At 71.7% G+C, this 16,744-nt stretch carries 15 protein-coding genes; 11 read left to right on the top strand and 4 right to left on the bottom strand.

The window, feature by feature from the left end:
• The first annotated feature begins 126 nt into the window (after positions 1-126).
• Positions 127-1,296 carry a site-2 protease family protein gene (locus tag FLX07_RS20010; RefSeq protein WP_142572352.1) on the top strand — a complete coding sequence of 390 codons (1,170 nt, stop codon included), beginning with the start codon at positions 127-129 and terminating at the stop codon, positions 1,294-1,296.
• 187 nt (positions 1,297-1,483) lie between these two features.
• On the top strand, positions 1,484-3,073 hold the full coding sequence (locus tag FLX07_RS20005) for an FHA domain-containing protein (protein ID WP_142572351.1): 1,590 nt from the start codon (positions 1,484-1,486) through the stop codon (positions 3,071-3,073).
• A 42-nt stretch (positions 3,074-3,115) separates the two neighbouring features.
• Here the strand turns inward: FLX07_RS20005 and FLX07_RS20000 are convergent, their stop codons facing one another.
• A complete protein-coding gene (locus FLX07_RS20000; RefSeq protein WP_142572350.1) occupies positions 3,116-3,706 on the bottom strand; it encodes a TetR/AcrR family transcriptional regulator in 591 nt (196 codons plus the stop codon).
• 52 nt (positions 3,707-3,758) lie between these two features.
• On the opposite strand from FLX07_RS20000, the gene FLX07_RS19995 reads away from it, so the two are divergent.
• Both FLX07_RS19995 and FLX07_RS19990 read left to right on the top strand, forming a co-directional pair.
• The gene (locus FLX07_RS19995; protein WP_142572349.1) at positions 3,759-4,679 is read left to right on the top strand and encodes a carbohydrate kinase family protein; all 921 of its coding nucleotides are present in this window, start codon (positions 3,759-3,761) and stop codon (positions 4,677-4,679) included.
• A 51-nt stretch (positions 4,680-4,730) separates the two neighbouring features.
• Positions 4,731-5,954 carry an aminotransferase class III-fold pyridoxal phosphate-dependent enzyme gene (locus FLX07_RS19990; protein WP_142572348.1) on the top strand — a complete coding sequence of 408 codons (1,224 nt, stop codon included), beginning with the start codon at positions 4,731-4,733 and terminating at the stop codon, positions 5,952-5,954.
• A gap of 140 nt (positions 5,955-6,094) precedes the next feature.
• Here FLX07_RS19990 and FLX07_RS19985 read toward each other — a convergent pair whose 3' ends face one another.
• Positions 6,095-7,207 carry a GNAT family N-acetyltransferase gene (locus tag FLX07_RS19985; protein ID WP_142572347.1) on the bottom strand — a complete coding sequence of 371 codons (1,113 nt, stop codon included), beginning with the start codon at positions 7,205-7,207 and terminating at the stop codon, positions 6,095-6,097.
• Positions 7,208-7,512: 305 nt separating this feature from the next.
• Between FLX07_RS19985 and FLX07_RS19980 the strand changes: the two genes are divergently transcribed.
• The 4 genes from FLX07_RS19980 to dop all read left to right on the top strand — a co-directional run bounded on the left by FLX07_RS19980 (position 7,513) and on the right by dop (position 13,455).
• Positions 7,513-8,376, top strand: a complete 864-nt coding sequence (locus tag FLX07_RS19980) for a tRNA (adenine-N1)-methyltransferase (RefSeq protein WP_142572346.1) — start codon at positions 7,513-7,515, stop codon at positions 8,374-8,376.
• Between the two features lie 205 nt (positions 8,377-8,581).
• On the top strand, positions 8,582-10,345 hold the full coding sequence (gene arc / locus FLX07_RS19975) for a proteasome ATPase (RefSeq protein WP_142572345.1): 1,764 nt from the start codon (positions 8,582-8,584) through the stop codon (positions 10,343-10,345).
• Between the two features lie 218 nt (positions 10,346-10,563).
• Complete coding sequence (locus FLX07_RS19970) at positions 10,564-11,862, top strand: acyltransferase family protein (protein WP_142572344.1); 1,299 nt, start codon at positions 10,564-10,566, stop codon at positions 11,860-11,862.
• 75 nt (positions 11,863-11,937) lie between these two features.
• Positions 11,938-13,455 carry a depupylase/deamidase Dop gene (gene dop, locus FLX07_RS19965; RefSeq protein WP_142572519.1) on the top strand — a complete coding sequence of 506 codons (1,518 nt, stop codon included), beginning with the start codon at positions 11,938-11,940 and terminating at the stop codon, positions 13,453-13,455.
• Between the two features lie 43 nt (positions 13,456-13,498).
• Here the strand turns inward: dop and FLX07_RS19960 are convergent, their stop codons facing one another.
• Complete coding sequence (locus FLX07_RS19960; protein ID WP_142572343.1) at positions 13,499-13,978, bottom strand: septum formation initiator; 480 nt, start codon at positions 13,976-13,978, stop codon at positions 13,499-13,501.
• A 93-nt stretch (positions 13,979-14,071) separates the two neighbouring features.
• On the opposite strand from FLX07_RS19960, the gene FLX07_RS19955 reads away from it, so the two are divergent.
• The 3 genes from FLX07_RS19955 (at position 14,072) to FLX07_RS19945 (ending at position 16,489) form a co-directional block, all read left to right on the top strand.
• Positions 14,072-14,764 (top strand): response regulator transcription factor, encoded by a 693-nt coding sequence (locus tag FLX07_RS19955; RefSeq protein WP_142572342.1) that lies wholly within the window; start codon positions 14,072-14,074, stop codon positions 14,762-14,764.
• A 4-nt stretch (positions 14,765-14,768) separates the two neighbouring features.
• Entirely contained in the window at positions 14,769-16,082 is a 1,314-nt protein-coding gene (locus FLX07_RS19950; RefSeq protein WP_142572341.1) for a sensor histidine kinase, read from the top strand.
• Positions 16,083-16,162: 80 nt separating this feature from the next.
• Complete coding sequence (locus FLX07_RS19945; protein ID WP_142572340.1) at positions 16,163-16,489, top strand: PepSY domain-containing protein; 327 nt, start codon at positions 16,163-16,165, stop codon at positions 16,487-16,489.
• 123 nt (positions 16,490-16,612) lie between these two features.
• Here the strand turns inward: FLX07_RS19945 and FLX07_RS19940 are convergent.
• Positions 16,613-16,744: integrase core domain-containing protein (locus tag FLX07_RS19940; RefSeq protein WP_142571880.1), on the bottom strand; the 132-nt coding region annotated here is incomplete at its 5' end.

Here is a 16,744-nt window from a genome sequence, read left to right as displayed (position 1 = left end):
GCGCGCGCCCCGGCCCTTCCGCACGCCGGGGGCGGATCGACGGTCCGCGGGGGGCGGGCGAGCTCATAGGCTGATCTCACGCCACGGCGCGTAGCATCGAGAAGCGTGGGAGGGGAAGGCGGCCACATGAGCACACCTGTCAGGGAGTCCACCGGACTGCGGATGGGACGGCCGTTCGGCATCCCGGTCTATGTCTCGCCCACCTGGCTCATCGTGGCGGCGTTCATCACCTACAGCTTCCAGCCGGTTTTCGCCGCCAGTCTTCCCGGATACGGGCTCGTCGGCAGCTCCGTGGTGGCGCTGGTCTTCGCGGTCCTGCTCTACGCCTCGGTCCTGCTCCACGAACTGGCGCACTGCGTCGTCGCCAAGCGCTACGGCCTTCCTGTGCGCAGGATCACCCTCTACATGCTCGGCGGCGTCTCGGAGATCGAACGCGAGCCCGAGACGGCGGGCCGGGAGTTCAACGTCGCGCTCGCCGGGCCCCTGCTCTCGCTGGGCCTCGCGGCGATCGGTTACCTGGTGTCCGCCGTCGCGTTCGTCACCGGTCCCGCCGACCCACTGTCGATGTTCATGCGGCCGCCCGACGGGCTCGTGCCGGTGCTGATCTGGCAGCTCTGGTCGTCCAACCTGATCGTCGGCGTGTTCAACCTGCTGCCCGGCCTGCCGCTCGACGGCGGCCGGATGCTGCGGGCGGCCGTGTGGAAGATCAGGCGTGACGCGGGCACGGGCACGACGGCCGCCGCCTGGGTCGGCCGCGGCGTCGCGGTCGCGGTGGTCGTGGTGCCGCTCCTCATGAACCTGATGGCCGGGCAGGAGCCCGGGATCGGGAGCATGCTCTGGACGGTGGTGCTGGCGTCGTTCATCTGGCTCGGGGCGTCCCAGTCGCTGCGGGTGGCCCGCGTGCGGGCCCGGCTGCCGCAGTTGCGGGCCCGGGTGCTGGCCCGCCGTGCGATCCCGGTCACCGCCGAGGTGCCGCTGTCGGAGGGCCTGCGCCGGGCGCAGGAGGCGGGGGCGGGGGCCATGGTGGTGGTCGACCACGACGGGCGGCCGGTCGGCATCGTCAACGAGGCGGCGGTCAACGCCACTCCCGAGCAGCGCAGGCCGTGGGTGAACGTCGGGGCCATGTCGCGCGCTCTGGAGCCCTCGCTCGTGCTCGGCGCCGACCTGGAGGGGGAGTCCCTGCTCGACGCCATGCGTGCGGTTCCGGCCCCGGAGTACCTGCTCGTCGAGCGGGGCGGCGAGATCTACGGCGTGCTCGCCACCTCCGACGTCAACCGCATGTTCAGCGGCGTGTGAGCGCGGCGTCGCGGGGGGCCGGGGTGCCGACCGAGGCCGGGAACGGGCGCCGTCCGGCCGCCCGCAGCGGACTCCGGCAGGCCGGTTCACCATTCTTTTTTGCTACTTTCTGGGGTGATCGATCCGGCACATGGCGTGCCGGCGATGGTGCCGGTCATCCGGTGGCGTTTCCGGAGGGAGAACTTCTGTGACGGAACAGGGCGTGGGGGTGGTCCGCCCGCTGCCGGGGGAGGGCGTGGTCGCTCATCTGAACGGTTTGCTGCTCGTGTGCGCCACCGGCGGCGACCAGCCGGTCGACGATTTGCTGGGCGCGCTGAGCGAGACGGCCACGACGGGCGGGGACGGCCGGGCGCTGGCCCGGCGGGTCGCGCAGGTCCTCGCGCGCGCCATGGACAGGTCGATCGGCGGTGAGCCGGTGGCCTGCGCGGTCGCCGGACCGGCCGGGGGCGGCGTGGCCGTGCTGGTGAGCGGGGCCGCGTACGCGACCGTGTCGGGTGGTCCCGACGGGGAGGTCCGCCTCGCCGGGCACGACGCGCTGACCTGGACCGACCGGCTCGTCAACGGCCCGGTGTCGCGGGTCGAGCTGCGCCTGCCCGGTGCGGGCCCGTCGAGCCCGTACGCCAGGCTGGACGGCGGTGTGGTCACCGGAGCCGGGCTGGAGTGCGACCTCACAAGGCACGGCGACCTCGCCTTCCCGCCGCTGCCGCCGCGCCCGCCCCAGCCGCAGCAGGGCCAGCCGCAGGGCGCGCAGCCGCCGCCCATAGGTGCGCCGGAGCCGATCGCCCCGCGCGGGCCCGTGGTGCCGCCCCCCGTGTCGCCACCCGTGCCGCCACCCGCGCCGTCGCCGTTCACCGGTGGTCCGACGCCCGGCGGCGGGCCGTCGGGCGAGCAGGCGCCGCCGGGATCGTCCCAGCCGCTCGCGCCGCCGCCGTCCCACGTCTCCCAGCCGCTGCCGCCGCTGCCGCCCGCCTTCTCCGACCCGAATCCGCCGCACCACTCGGGACCGCAGCCGCTGCCCGCGCTGCCCGAGCCCGCCGAGGACCGGGGCGCCCCGCACGAGCTGAACCCTTCGTATGACCCGAACCCGCCACACGACCTGAATCCTCCGTATGACCTGAACCCGCCGCACGACCTGAACTCCCCGTATGACCTGAACCCGCCGCACGACCCGGGCGGGCCGCTCGACCTGGGCGCGCCGGACGGCCCGCCGAGCGGGCCGTTCGAGCCGGTGCCGTACGCGCCCGCCGACGACGAGGTGGGCGAGGCGACCCAGATGGACGCGGCGCCCGAGCTGGAGCAGCGGCCGATGGTCTACGGCGTCGACTGCAAGAACGACCACTTCAACGACCCGCGCGCGTCCTACTGCGCGGTCTGCGGGATCCCCATCGACCAGCGGGCGGTGGTGCCGTACAAGGGTCCCCGGCCGCTGCTCGGCGTGCTGCTGCTCGACGACGGCATGGCGCTGCCGCTGGAGGCCGACTACCTGCTGGGCCGCGACCCCGAGCGCGCCCCCGAGGTGCAGTCGGGCGAGGCCAGGCCGGCCAGGGTCACCAGCCCCGACGGCTCGGTGTCGCGCCGCCACCTGCGGATCTTCCTGGAGAACTGGGACGTCAACCTGCTCGACCTGGGATCGGTGAACGGCACCCAGATCCAGCCGCCCGGCGACCCCAACTTCTACGACATCCCGCCGAACGAGCCGGTGCCGATCCTGCCCGGCACGACCGTGCGCGTCGGCGTCTCGCGCACGATGCGGTACGAGGCCCACCGCAACGCCTGACGATCCCGAGGCCGCCGGGGACACCGGCTCCCGGCGGCCGGGTCAGGCGCGCAGCCGGTCGATCTCGCCGAGGATCAGCCGTTCCAGCCGCTCGCCGGTGACGTGCGCGGGATACAGCAGCCGGTGCACGCTCAGGCCGTCCACGAGCGCCAGCAGCCGTTCCGCGACGTCCTCCAGGTCCTCGTCCGTACGGATCTCGCCGGCCTCGGCGGCGCACCTGAGCAGGCTCGTCACCACATAGCGGAGCTCGGCGGCCTCCCGTTGCTGGACCTCCAGCAGCGCGGGGCTGGTCAGGCTGCGCCCCCAGAAGCCCACCTCCAGCCCGGTCTCCCCGGCCCGCTCGTCGTCGAGGGGCACGTTGTCGAGCAGCAGTTCGCGCAGCGCCGCGAGGCCGGTGCGGCCCGACAGCTTCTCCCGCAGCCGGTCGGCGATCCGGCGATGGGATGTCTCCAGAGCCGACAGCAGGATCTCGTCCTTGTCGGCGAAGTAGTGCGTGAGCACGCCGTTGGAGTAGCCGGCCTCCCTGGCGATGGCCCGCGTCGTCGCGGCCTCGATGCCCTCGCGCAGGATGATCCGGCGGGCCGCCGCGACGACCTCGCCCCTGCGCTCCTCGTGATTGACGATCTTCGGCATAGTGCACCACCTCGGTTGACATTTTAGTCGGGCGCCCGTCTATTATCCGCTCATGACGGTAGTGACGGTCGGCGTGCATATCGTCGACGTCCTGGCCCGCCCGGTCGAGTCCATCCCGGCCGGTCAGGACACCCACCTGCTCGAGCAGATCCGCATCACCGCGGCCGGCGCGGCCGCGGGCACGGCCGTGACGCTGGCGAGGATCGGCGTGCCGGTCGCCTCGATGGGCGCCGTCGGCGACGACGAGCTCGGCGACTTCCTCCTGATGATCATGGCTCGGCACGGCGTCGACGTGAGCGGCGTGGTGCGCAGGGCGGGGGAGCAGACGGCGGCCTCGATCCTGCCCATCCGTCCCGACGGCGGACGGCCCTCGTTCCACGTGCCCGGCGCCAACCTGGGCCTCGCGACCGCCGACCTCGACGCGGACCGTCTCATCGGCGCGAAGGTGGTGCACCTCGGCGGCATGGACGTCACCTGGGGCCTGCACGACCCCGCCTTCTTCGCGCTGCTCGACAAGGCCCGCGAGGGCGGCACGGTCGTCACGCTGGACCTGCTGTCGAACATGCCCGACCTCATGCCCGGCGTCCGCGCGTTCCTGCCCCACGTCGACTACCTCCTGCCGAACGAGGAGCAGGCCCTGATGCTCACCGGGGCGCCGACGCCGGAGGAGGCCGCGGCGGCGCTGCTCGCCGAGGGCCCGAAGGGCGTGATCGTCACCCTGGGGGCCGCCGGCAGCCTCGTGGCCACCGCCGCGGGACTCACCCGCGTGCCCGCTCTGGACGTGCCGGTGGTCGACACCACGGGCTGCGGCGACGCGTACTGCGCCGGATTCGCGGCGGGACTGCTGCGCGGCCGCGACGTCCTGGCCGCCGCCCGCCTCGGCACCGCCGTCGCCGCCCGGGTCGCGGGCGGGCTCGGCTCCGACGCCGGTCTGGACGGCTCCCTTCCCGGCGAGCCCGGCCCGGACGCCTGACCCGGACGCCTGACCACGCCTTCCCGACTTCCGATCTCAGGAGTGCCGCCCATGTCCCTCGACGCCTCCCTGCGGGCCCGTGCCGCGAAGGTCATCCCCGGTGGCATGTACGGCCACCTCAATGCGGCCCTGCACGGGGACCGCTACCCCCAGTTCTTCGTCCGCGCCGAGGGCGCCCGGCAGTGGGACGCCGACGGCCGCGAGTACGTCGACCTGATGTGCAGCTGGGGGCCGATGATCGTCGGCCACCGCAACCCGCGGGTGGAGGCCGCCGCCGCGGCGCAGCAGGGGGAGGGCGACTGCCTGAACGGCCCCGGCCCGGTCATGGTGGAGCTCGCCGAGCTGCTGGTGGACCTCATCCCCTCCGCCGACTGGGCCATGTTCTCCAAGAACGGCACCGACGCCACCACCCAGGCCCTGATGGTGGCCAGGGCGGCGACGGGCAGGACCAAGGCGCTGGTCGCCCACGGCGCCTACCACGGCGCCGACCCCTGGTGCACGCCCGGCATGTCCGGGGTCACCCCCAACCAGCGGGCGGACACGATCGAGTTCACCTACAACGACCTCGCCGGCGCCGAGGCCGCCGCGGCCCAGGCGGACGGCGACGTCGCCGCCATCCTGGTCACGCCGTTCAAGCACGACTCGTTCGAGGACCAGGAGCCCGCCGACGCGGAGTTCGCGCGGGGGGTGCGGGCGCTGGCCGACCGTCTCGGCGCGGCCCTGGTCATCGACGACGTGCGCGCCGGGTGGCGGCTGGACCTGCGCGGCTCGTGGGAGCCGCTCGGCGTGCGCCCCGACCTGACGGCCTGGAGCAAGGCGATGGCCAACGGCTTCCCCATCGCGGCGGTCACCGGGACCGACGCGCTGCGCGGGGCGGCCCAGACGCTGTACTCGACCGGCTCCTTCTGGTTCTCCGCCACGGCCATGGCCGCGGCCAAGGCGACGATCGAGATCCTGCGCGAGATCGACGGTCCCGCGCTCATGCACCGGGCGGGGACCCGGCTGCGCGAGGGGATCGCCGCCCAGGCGGCGGCGCACGGCTTCGTGGTCCGCCAGACCGGGCCGGTGCAGGTGCCGTGGCTGTCCTTCGAGGGCGACGACACCCTGGAGAAGGGCATCGCCTGGGCCGGGGCCTGCCTGGAGGAGGGGGTCTACCTCCATGCCTGGCACAACTGGTTCCTGTCGGCCGCGCACACCGACGAGGAGATCGACCGGGCCCTGCAGGGCACCGACGCCGCCTTCGCCAAGCTGAGGGCCGCGTACGGAGCCGACTGAGGATCGGCCGGCTGAGGACCGGCCGGCACAGGTCGTGGCCGGGACGCCCGCCGGGCGTGCCCTGCCGCGGACGGCCCCGCGCTCGGGCGCCGGGTTCCGGGCGGCACCCGAGCGCGGCAGGTCCGCTCCGCGCAGAGGCCTCAGGGGCGTGTCCTGGCCCACTGGATGTCGTCGAGCCGGGTGCCTCCGGGGCCGGGCAGCAGCCCCTTGACGAGGTGCTCCCGGGTGAAGCCCGCCCGTTCCAGCACGCGCTGCGAGGCGGTGTTGCCCGGTGCGGTCCCCGCGATGATCCGGCGCAGCGGGGTGGCCGCGAACGCCCACTCGACCAGCAGGTCCACGGCCCGTGTGACCACGCCGCGTCCGCGATGGGCGGGGTGCAGGCTGTAGCCGAGCATCGCCTGGCCGAGCGGCGGGATGACGCCGGTGAGCTGGATCTCCCCGGCGAACTCCCCGGTCACCGCGTCCCTGATGGCGATGTCGGCCCGCTGGCCGATCAGCCATCGGTGCCCGGCGTACCGGCAGAGGACCTCGGCGTCCGCGTACTCCGGCGGCACGGGCGGGACGTGCGAGTCCATCACGTCGGGCAGCGACGCCAGCGCGAAGTAGTCCGCGGCGTCGGCGGTGGTCAGCGGCGTGAGCCGGACGACGCCGTCGGTGAGCGAGCCGCCGGGGAACCCCCCGGGGAAGAACGGCAGGAAGGGCGCGATCGGGTCGCCGGGGTCGGTGCTCAGCCGCCCGAACACGGCGATGTCGCCGGGTGTGCCGCCCCGGGGAGCGCCGGCCCCGCGCAGCACGCCCTCATGGGCGAAGCCGCACCGGTGGGCGACCTGCTGGCTCGCGACGTTCTCCACGTCGGCGTGCAGCGTGATCCGGGGGACGCCCCGGGCGAAGGCGGGCTTGGCGAGCGCCCGCACGGCGGCCGTGACGACGCCGCGCCCGCGGGCCCACGGCGCGAGCCAGTAGCCCACCTCCGTCGCGCCGAACCGATCCGGCGGCTTGAGCCCGGCGGCGCCGAGCACCCGGTCCGTGGCCGCGTCGGCGATGAGGAAGTCGGCGCCGCCGTTCTCCCAGGTGGCGGGCACGGTCTTGGTGATCCAGGTCAGCGCGTCGTCACGCGTGTACGGCGAGGGAACGAAGGGGATGAACCTCGCGATCTCGGGGTCGGCGCAGGCTCGGGCGATCTCGTCGGCGTCCCCCTCGACAGGCAGGCGCAGAACGGCCGGCCCGGCGGGGATCGCCTCATGGGGCAACATGTCCCATTGTTAGCAGCATCGACACCGCGCCTGCCAGGTGTTTTTCCGGCCCCCGCCGCTCCCGTCCGGGCCTTGCGACGCACCACTGCGGACACCGCTCCGTCCGGGCGAATCTCGTCGGTCGCGGCACCCGGTGCCCCTCCCTCCAATCTTCGCCCCGTCGCGTCGCCCAGAGCGGCACCTCGCCGCGTTCTCGTCGTCGCCCATAGCTCCGCTATGGCCTCCTCCTCCGCCTTGCGATGCACCACTCTGGACACCGCTCCGTCCGGGCGAATCTCGTCGGTCGCGGCACTAGCCTTTTCCGCATGGGTTTTCGCAGGCACGGCCCGTTTCAGGCCGGAGATCAGGTCCAGCTCACCGACCCCAAGAACAAGCGGCACACGGTGACGCTGAAAGAGGGCGGCGTCTTCCACACGCACAAGGGGTCGATCCCCCACGACGACCTGATCGGACAGCCCGAGGGGTCCGTGGTGCGGTCCTCCGGCGGCACGGCCTACCTGGCGTTCCGGCACCTGCTCGCCGACTACGCGGTGTCGATGCCGCGCGGCGCCGCGGTGGTCTACCCGAAGGACGCGGCGCAGATCGTCGCCATGGCCGACATCTTCCCCGGCGCCCGGGTGGTCGAGGCCGGGGTGGGGTCCGGCGCGCTCACCTGCTTCCTGCTGCGCGCGGTCGGCCAGGAGGGGAAGGTCACCTCCTACGAGCGGCGGGCGGACTTCGCCGAAGTGGCCACCAAGAACGTGGAGAAGTTCTTCGGCGGCCCGGTGGGGCAGTGGCGCCTGGTGGTCGGCGACTTCGTCGACGCGCTGGACGAGGCGGACGTCGACCGGGTCATCCTCGACATGCTGGCGCCTTGGGAGTGCGTTGACGCGGCGGCGAAGTCCCTTACTCCTGGCGGAGTTATTTGCTGCTATGTTGCGACAACGACCCAAATGTCCAGAACGGTGGAAACCCTGCGGGAGCACGGGAGTTTCACCGAGCCTCACGCGTGGGAGACCCTGGTTCGCGACTGGCATGTCGAAGGTCTCGCCGTACGGCCCGACCACCGGATGGTCGGGCACACGGGATTTCTCGTCATGGCCCGTCGCATGGCGGACGGCGTCACGCCCCCGCCGCGGCGCAGGCGTCCCGCCAAGGGGGCGTATGGAGAGGGGACCGAGCAAGTGTGACGATTCAGCCACAACCCGGCAAAGCCACGTGACACGGGAACATATGGGTGTGTTCCTAATGGTGACCCGAACAATCGGTCCATAAGGTATCAAACGCCGAACACCCAACGTAACTACACGAACACTGCCCGGCCAGGTTACGTACAGCGCCAAGATAGGTAGGGTCTTGAGTAGTCGTTCTCGACGGGGAAGGAGGTGACGGGGCGTGGCAGCTCGCGACGACGCTGAGGCTCGGGCCGCGCAGCGCGAACGGGAGGTCGCGGATCTCACAACACAGGTCTCCTTCCTGCAAGAGGAGATCACCGCGTTGCGCCGGAAGCTGGCCGAGTCTCCCCGGCAGGCCAGGGTCATCGAGGAGCGTCTCCATGAGGCGCAGGCACAGGTGGCCGCCCTCACAAGCCAGAACGAGCGTGTGGTCTCCACCCTCAAGGAGGCCAGGGATCAGATCGTCGCCCTCAAGGAGGAGGTCGACCGGCTGGCGCAGCCGCCGTCCGGATTCGGCGTTTTCCTCGAGGCCAGGGACGACGGCACGATCGAGGTGTTCACGGGTGGGCGCAAGCTCCGTGTGAACGTCAGTCCGGCCGTCGACGCCGACTCGCTCAAGCGTGGCCAGGAGGTCATGCTGAACGAGGCGCTCAACGTCGTCGAGGCCCTCGGCTACGAGGACGTCGGCGAGATCGTGATGCTCAAGGAGTTGCTGGAGAGCGGCGAGCGCGCGCTCGTCATCTCGCACGCGGACGAGGAGCGGGTCGTCAAGCTCGCCCACTCGCTGCTGGACCAGCCGCTGCGGGCCGGCGACTCCCTCCTGCTCGAACCCCGTTCCAACTACGTCTACGAACGCATCCCCAAGTCGGAGGTGGAGGAGCTCGTCCTCGAGGAGGTCCCCGACATCTCCTACGAGGAGATCGGCGGCCTCGGCCGGCAGATCGAGCAGATCAGGGACGCCATCGAGCTGCCCTACCTGCACGCCGACCTGTTCCGCGAGCACAAGCTCCGCCCGCCGAAGGGCGTGCTGCTGTACGGCCCGCCCGGCTGCGGCAAGACGCTCATCGCCAAGGCGGTGGCCAACTCCCTGGCCAAGCAGGTCGCGGAGAAGACGGGCCAGTCCGGCAAGAGCTTCTTCCTCAACATCAAGGGTCCCGAGCTTCTCAACAAGTACGTCGGTGAGACCGAGCGGCACATCCGCCTGGTCTTCCAGCGGGCGCGTGAGAAGGCGTCCGAGGGCACCCCGGTGATCGTGTTCTTCGACGAGATGGACTCGATCTTCCGCACCCGCGGCTCCGGTGTGTCCTCCGATGTCGAGAACACCATCGTCCCCCAGCTCCTTTCGGAGATCGACGGTGTCGAGGGCCTGGAGAACGTCATCGTCATCGGCGCCTCCAACCGCGAGGACATGATCGACCCGGCGATCCTGCGGCCCGGCCGCCTGGACGTCAAGATCAAGATCGAGCGGCCCGACGCCGAGGCGGCCAAGGACATCTTCTCGAAGTACATCGTCAGCGACCTTCCGCTGCACCCGGAGGACCTGACCGAGCACGGCGACAGCCGTGACGGCACGATCGCCGCGATGATCCAGCGCGTCGTCGAGCGGATGTACGCCGAGAGCGAGGAGAACCGCTTCCTCGAGGTGACCTACGCCAACGGCGACAAGGAAGTCCTCTACTTCAAGGACTTCAACTCCGGCGCCATGATCCAGAACATCGTGGACCGGGGCAAGAAGATGGCCATCAAGGAGTTCCTCGACACCGGGCAGAAGGGTCTGCGGATCTCACACCTGCTGGCCGCCTGCGTGGACGAGTTCTCCGAGAACGAGGACCTGCCCAACACCACCAACCCCGACGACTGGGCCCGCATCTCCGGCAAGAAGGGCGAGCGGATCGTCTACATCCGCACCCTCGTGCAGGGCAAGCAGGGCACCGAGGCCGGGCGGTCGATCGACACGGTCGCCAACACCGGCCAGTACCTGTAGCACCCCGGCTCCGGCCGGACCGGTGCCGTCGAGGAGCGGCGCGACCCCTGGGTCGCGCCGCTCCTCCGGTTTTCCGGCCCTTTCCGCCGGAAAACCGGTACGCGGGAAGGGGGCAGCGGGCGGGACACAAGGGACCTTTGGTGACGATCGTGATCTGAGGGAACCGAAACCCGGAGCGATCACGTCAAAGTAGGCATGATCTTCCTTGGCTCGCGCGGATGACCGCTGTGAACCATCCGGTGACACAGCCCGTGCGCCAGTCCGCTCCGCCCCAGTCCGCTCTGACCCCGGCCGCGCCGACCCAGTCCGCTCCGACCCCGGCCGCGCCGAACGCGGCCCCCGTGCGGGGCGCCGCCGCGGCCGTCAGGAGCCGCCGGCTGGTCGAGCTCGACGTCCTGCGCTTCGTGGCCGCCTTCGCCGTCATGTCCTTCCACTTCATGGCGGCCAGCAAATCGCTGTGGGACGAGTACCCCACCAAGCTCTTCGAGCCGGTCGCCCGCCTGACCACGCTGGGCATCCTCGGCGTCGAGCTGTTCTTCCTCATCAGCGGGTTCGTCATCCTGATGAGCGTCTGGGGGCACACGGTCGGGGAGTTCGCCGTCTCCCGAGTGTCGCGGCTGTATCCGGCGTACTGGTTCGCCGTGCTCATGATCTTCATCATGTACCGCTTCAGCGGGGTCGCCGGCTTCGATCCCAAACTCGGCGACGGCGAGTATCTGCTCAACCTGACCATGTTCCAGGGGGCCTTCGGCGTGGGCCACGCCGGCGGCGTCTTCTGGTCCCTCTGGGTGGAGCTGCGGTTCTACGTCCTCATGGCGCTGTTCTCCCTCGTGGGGATCACGCTGCGGCGCTGCCTGGTGTTCCTGACCGCCTGGGTCGGCCTGGCGCTGCTGGCCGAGTTCACCCAGAACGAGACCCTGGTCTTCGTCTTCATGCCGAGGCAGGCGCCGTACTTCATCGCGGGCATGGCCTTCTTCCTGATCCACCGCTTCGGGGTGCGTTCGGGGGCGTTCGTCCCGTGGCTGCTCGTGGCCGCGGGCTACGGAATGTCCCTGTACGCGGCTATGGAGCGCGTGGGGGAGCGGGTGCGCCTGGTCGGCATCAAGCACTACCCGGCGCCTCCCGAGGCCGTCGTCGTCGCGATCACGGTCGTCTACCTCCTGATGGCCGCGGTCGCCCTCGGCTGGCTGAGGTGGGTGCGCTGGCGTCGCCTCGTGACGCTCGGGGCACTCACGTATCCCCTCTATCTCGTGCACCAGACGGTCTCGGCCGTCGTCATCCCCGCGTACCGGGACGTGATCGACCCGTGGCCGCTGGTCGCGATCACGATGGGGATCTCGATCGGACTCGGCTACCTGATCTACCGTATGGTGGACAAGCCTGGTCAGCGCTGGCTTCGCGCCAGGCTGGGGGCCCTGCTCGGGCGCTTCCGGGGGTCGCGTCCCCGGGGTCGCGGGGGTAGTTCTCGGACTACGGCGGCCATTCCGGCGCAAAGTCCCGAGGCATCTGTGCCGTAACTGTTCGGTAGCAGGGCATAGAGAAAGGGCTAGGCTCGGATATGACTACGACGGCCTGAAGCAGGCGGGGTGCGAATGACGGTTCGGCGGGTGATGGGCATCGAGACCGAGTACGGCATCGCCGTGCCCGGTCAACCGGGAGCGAACGCGATGGTGACCTCCTCACAGGTCGTCAACGCGTACCTGGCGGCGTCGGCCGCCCGGGCTCGCCGGGCTCGGTGGGACTTCGAGGAGGAGAACCCGCTCCGCGATGCCCGAGGATTCGACCTGGCCCGTGAGGTGGCCGACCAGAGCCAGCTCACCGACGAGGACCTCGGGCTCGCCAACGTGATCCTCACCAACGGCGCGCGCCTCTACGTCGACCACGCGCATCCGGAGTACTCCACACCGGAGTGCACCAACCCCCGGGCCGCGGTGATCTGGGACAAGGCGGGCGAGCGGGTGATGTACGACGCCGCGGTGCGGGCCTCCTCCGTGCCCGGCAACGCCCCCATCCAGCTGTACAAGAACAACACCGACGCCAAGGGCGCGTCGTACGGCTGTCACGAGAACTACCTCATGCGCCGCGCGACGCCGTTCGCCGACATTGTCAGGCACCTCACGCCGTTTTTCGTGTCACGGCAGGTCGTCTGTGGCGCGGGCAAGGTCGGCATCGGCCAGGACTCGCGCAGCGAGGGCTTCCAGATCAGCCAGCGGGCCGACTTCTTCGAGGTCGAGGTCGGGCTGGAGACCACGCTCAAGCGGCCGATCATCAACACTCGCGACGAGCCGCACGCCGACCCGGAGAAGTACCGGCGGCTGCACGTGATCATCGGCGACGCCAATATGTCGGAAATTTCGACATATTTGAAGCTGGGTACGACGGCACTGGTCCTGGCGATGATCGAGGAGGGGTTCCTCACCATCGACCTGACCCCCGAGTCGCCGGTCGCGGCGCTGCGCGCGGTCTCCCACGACCCGACCTGCAAGTACGAGATCGCGCTGCGCAACGGGCGGAAGATGACCGCCGTGCAGTTGCAGATGGAATACCTGGAGCAGGCGCGCAAGTACGTCGAGGACCGTTTCGGCTCGGGCGTGGACGACCTCACCAAGGACGTGCTCAACCGCTGGGAGTCGGTGCTCACCCGGCTCGCGGAGGACCCGATGCAGTTGTCCCGGGAGCTCGACTGGGTCGCCAAACTGGAGATCCTGGAGGGCTACCGCACCCGCGACAACCTGCCGTGGTCGCATCCGCGGCTGCAACTGGTCGACCTGCAGTACTCCGACATCCGCCCCGACCGCGGCCTGTACAACCGGCTGGTCGCCCGGGGCCGCATGCAGCGCCTGGTGACCGACGAGGACATCGACCGGGCGGTCGAGATGCCGCCCACCGACACCCGGGCCTACTTCCGCGGGCGTTGCCTGCGGCAGTACAGCGAGTCGGTCGCCGCCGCCTCCTGGGACTCGGTCATCTTCGACATCCCGGGCCGCGAGTCGCTGCAGCGCGTGCCGACCCTGGAGCCACTGCGCGGCACCAAGGCGCATGTGGGCGATCTGCTCGACCGGTGCCGTACGGCCGCCGACCTGGTCGCCGCCCTCACCGGCGAGAGCTGAGCGAGATCGGCCGCCGACCGGGTCATGACCCGTCATGACCGGGTCAGTCGTCGTGCCGGCTGACCCGGGGGACCGGCACGCCGCCGGCGCAGCGCACCTCGATCTCGAGACCGCTCTCGTCCGACTCGAACTTCACCCGGGCGCGGTCGTCCGGCCCCGGGTCGACGTCGTCCACCTCGAAACCCTGCGCCGGGGTCCACGACTGGAGCCGGACCAGCCCGCCGTCGCACCGGGCGATCAGGCTGCCCGCCCCCGTGGAGATGAGCCTGCGTCCCGTCGCGGGCACGGCGCCCGGCGTCTGGCCGCCGGAGACGTCCACCGGCGCCGCGTCGGCGGGAGCGGGAGAGGGCGGGACCGGGGTGTCGCGGGCGAGCGCGAGGCGGATCTCCTCGGCCGTCATCGGCCGCTCCGCCGGGCCCGTCAGCGGCCGGCCGAGCAGGCCGAGCACGGCGACGCCCGTACCGATGGCGAGGGCGGCGGCCAGAAGCCACCCGGCGACGGCGAGTACGAGGCGGCTGTGCACGCCGCTACTGTTCCACCCCGAACGCTAAGGGATTGCTAAGGCCCGGATAACGGACTTATGCCGGTTCCGCCGGGCGGCTACCGTAACGCTCAAATGCCAAGCGTGCTGCTCATCGAAGACGACGCCCCCATCCGCACCTCCCTCACTCGGAGCCTGCGTGATCGCGGCCATGCCGTCTCCTCCGCCCCCACCGCCCTCGACGGCCTGCGGTCGGCCGTCGAGGACCGCCCCGACCTGATCGTGCTCGACCTCGGCCTGCCCGACATGGACGGCGCCGACCTGCTGCGCATGCTCCGTGCGGTGAGCCGCGTCCCGGTCATCGTCCCCACCGCCAGGGACGGGGAGGCCGACATGGTCCGCCTGCTCGACGCCGGCGCCGACGACTACGTGGTCAAGCCCTACAGCGCCGCGCAACTCGACGCACGCATCCGCGCCGTGCTGCGCCGGGTCGGCACCGGGCGTACGGACACCTCCCTGTCGGTGGGGACACTGCGGGTGGACGCGGGCACCAGGGAGGCGACGCTCGACGGCGCGGCGCTGGACCTGACGCCGCGGGAGTTCGACCTGTTGCACTATCTGGCGGCCCGCGCCGGGCAGGTCGTCACCAAACGCGAGCTGCTCACCGAGGTCTGGCGCCTCCCCTACGGAGGCACCGACAAGACGGTCGACGTCCACCTTTCCTGGCTGCGCCGCAAACTCGGTGAGACCGCCCAGCGACCGCGCTATCTCCAGACGGTCCGCGGGGTGGGGGTGCGCCTGACCGCGCCGTCCTCACCCGGGGAGTGAGCCGATGAGGCGCTGGCTCGCGGTCCTCGTCGCGGCGACCACGTCGCTCGTCCTGGTGTCGCTGCTGGTGCCGCTGGCGTTGCTGGTGCGGTCGGTGGCGCACAGCGAGGCAGTCGCCTCCGCGAGCCGGGCCGCCGAGTCCGTCGCGGTGGCCGTCGGCGCGGTGGACGTCCGCGCGATGGACGAGGAGACGCTGCGGCTGACCGCGGAGCAGGCGGGCGCGTCGAGCGGACACCCGGTCACGGTCTTCCTCGCGGACGGCCGTGTGCTCGGGGCCGCGGCGGCCCGCACCCGCGCCGTCGATCTCGCCGCGCGCGGCCGGAGCCTGAGCGCGGCCGCGCCGGGCGGCCGGGAGATCCTGGTGGCGGTCCAGGGGGCGCCGGGCGGCACCGCCGTCGTCCGCGCCTTCCTCGGCGACGGCGACCTCGACCGCGGCGTCCACCGGACGTGGCTCGCGCTGCTGATCCTCGGGGTCGCCCTGGTCGGGCTCGGCATCCTGGTCGCCGACCGTCTCGCCCGCGCCGTCGTGCGGCCCACCACGGCGCTCGCCCAGGTCTCCCACCGCCTCGCGAAGGGCGACCTGACCGCCAGGGCGACCCCGCAGGGCCCGCCCGAGGTCCGTACGGCGGGCCTGGCCCTCAACCACCTCGCGGGACGCATCTCCGACCTGCTCGCGGAGGAGCGCGAGACGGTGGCGGACGTCTCGCATCGGCTCCGCACCCCTCTGACCGGCCTGCGGCTCGAAGCGGAGTCGCTGACCGATCCAGGCGAGGCGGCCAGAATGGAGGCCCGCGTGGACGCGCTGGAGCGAGCGGTCACCGCCGTCATCAACGATGTGCGGCGGCGGTCGCGGGAACGGGCCTCCTGCGACGCCGTCGCGGTCGTGCGCGACAGAGCGGAGTTCTGGTCGGTGCTGGCGGAGGACCAGTCCAGGACCTTCGCACTCGACCTCGTGCCCGGCCCGCTGCCGGTGGCGGTCCCGGCCGAGGACCTGGCCGGTTGCGTCGACGCCCTCCTCGGCAACGTCTTCGCGCACACCCCCGACGGGGCGTCCTTCCGCGTGCGCCTGACCTCCCGGCCGGGTGGCGGGGTGGCCCTGACGATCTCGGACGCCGGGCCCGGCTTCGGCCCGGGCGATCCACCGCGACGCGGGGAGAGCGGCGCGGGCTCGACCGGACTCGGGCTGGACATCGCCCGCCGTGCCGCCGAGGATTCGGGCGGTTCGCTGGCTGTCGGCCGATCGGACCTCGGCGGCGCCGAGGTGCGCCTGCTCCTGGGCATCCCGGTCGCGCGGGACGAGCAGCGGCTCGACGGCTGAAGTGCGCGGCCGGCAGGTGCGAGCCAAGCGTTAGGGACGGCTTAGCGCGGCCATAGCATGATCGCTGCGAACCTCGGGGCATGAGACAGACAATCAAGATCGCTCTCGCCGCCGCCGTCACCCTCGCCGCCCTGCCCGCAGGGGCAACCGCCGTCGCCGCCGCCCCCGCCGCTCTCTCCTCGACCGCCTCGGCTTCCGTCTCCCAGGCCTCGGTCACCCGGAGCCAGGCGATCGCGATCGCGACGAGGCGAGTGCCCGGCGCGCGGGTGACCGAGGTCGAACGCGAGTGGGAGCACGGCTACCGCACCTGGGAGGTCGAGCTGCGCAAGGGCCACAGGGAGTACGAGGTCCACGTCGCGATCGCGACTGGGCGGATCGTCAAGTTCCGCGTCCACCACGACGACTGATCAAGACGGCTGATCGCAGGAAGGCGCGCACGGGCGGCCTCCCCGGCCGCGTACCCCGGGGAGTCGTCCGGCGAGTCCCGTCCCTCGACGCCGCGAACCCGGCCGGCCCGGGGGCCACGGGGTCTAGGTGTACTGCCCTGGGAGGTTGGTGACGCGGCTGATGGGTGGCTGGCCTTTCAGCGCGGTGTGTCCGCGGTGATGGTTGTACATGTGTAGCCAGGGGTCAAGGGCGGCGCGGCGTTCGGCTTCTGAGGC

This window comes from Microbispora bryophytorum (genome assembly GCF_006874465.1).
GTDB lineage: Bacteria > Actinomycetota > Actinomycetes > Streptosporangiales > Streptosporangiaceae > Microbispora > Microbispora bryophytorum.
Note: the sequence above shows the minus strand (reverse complement) of the source record. Positions and strands in the feature narration are given on the sequence as shown.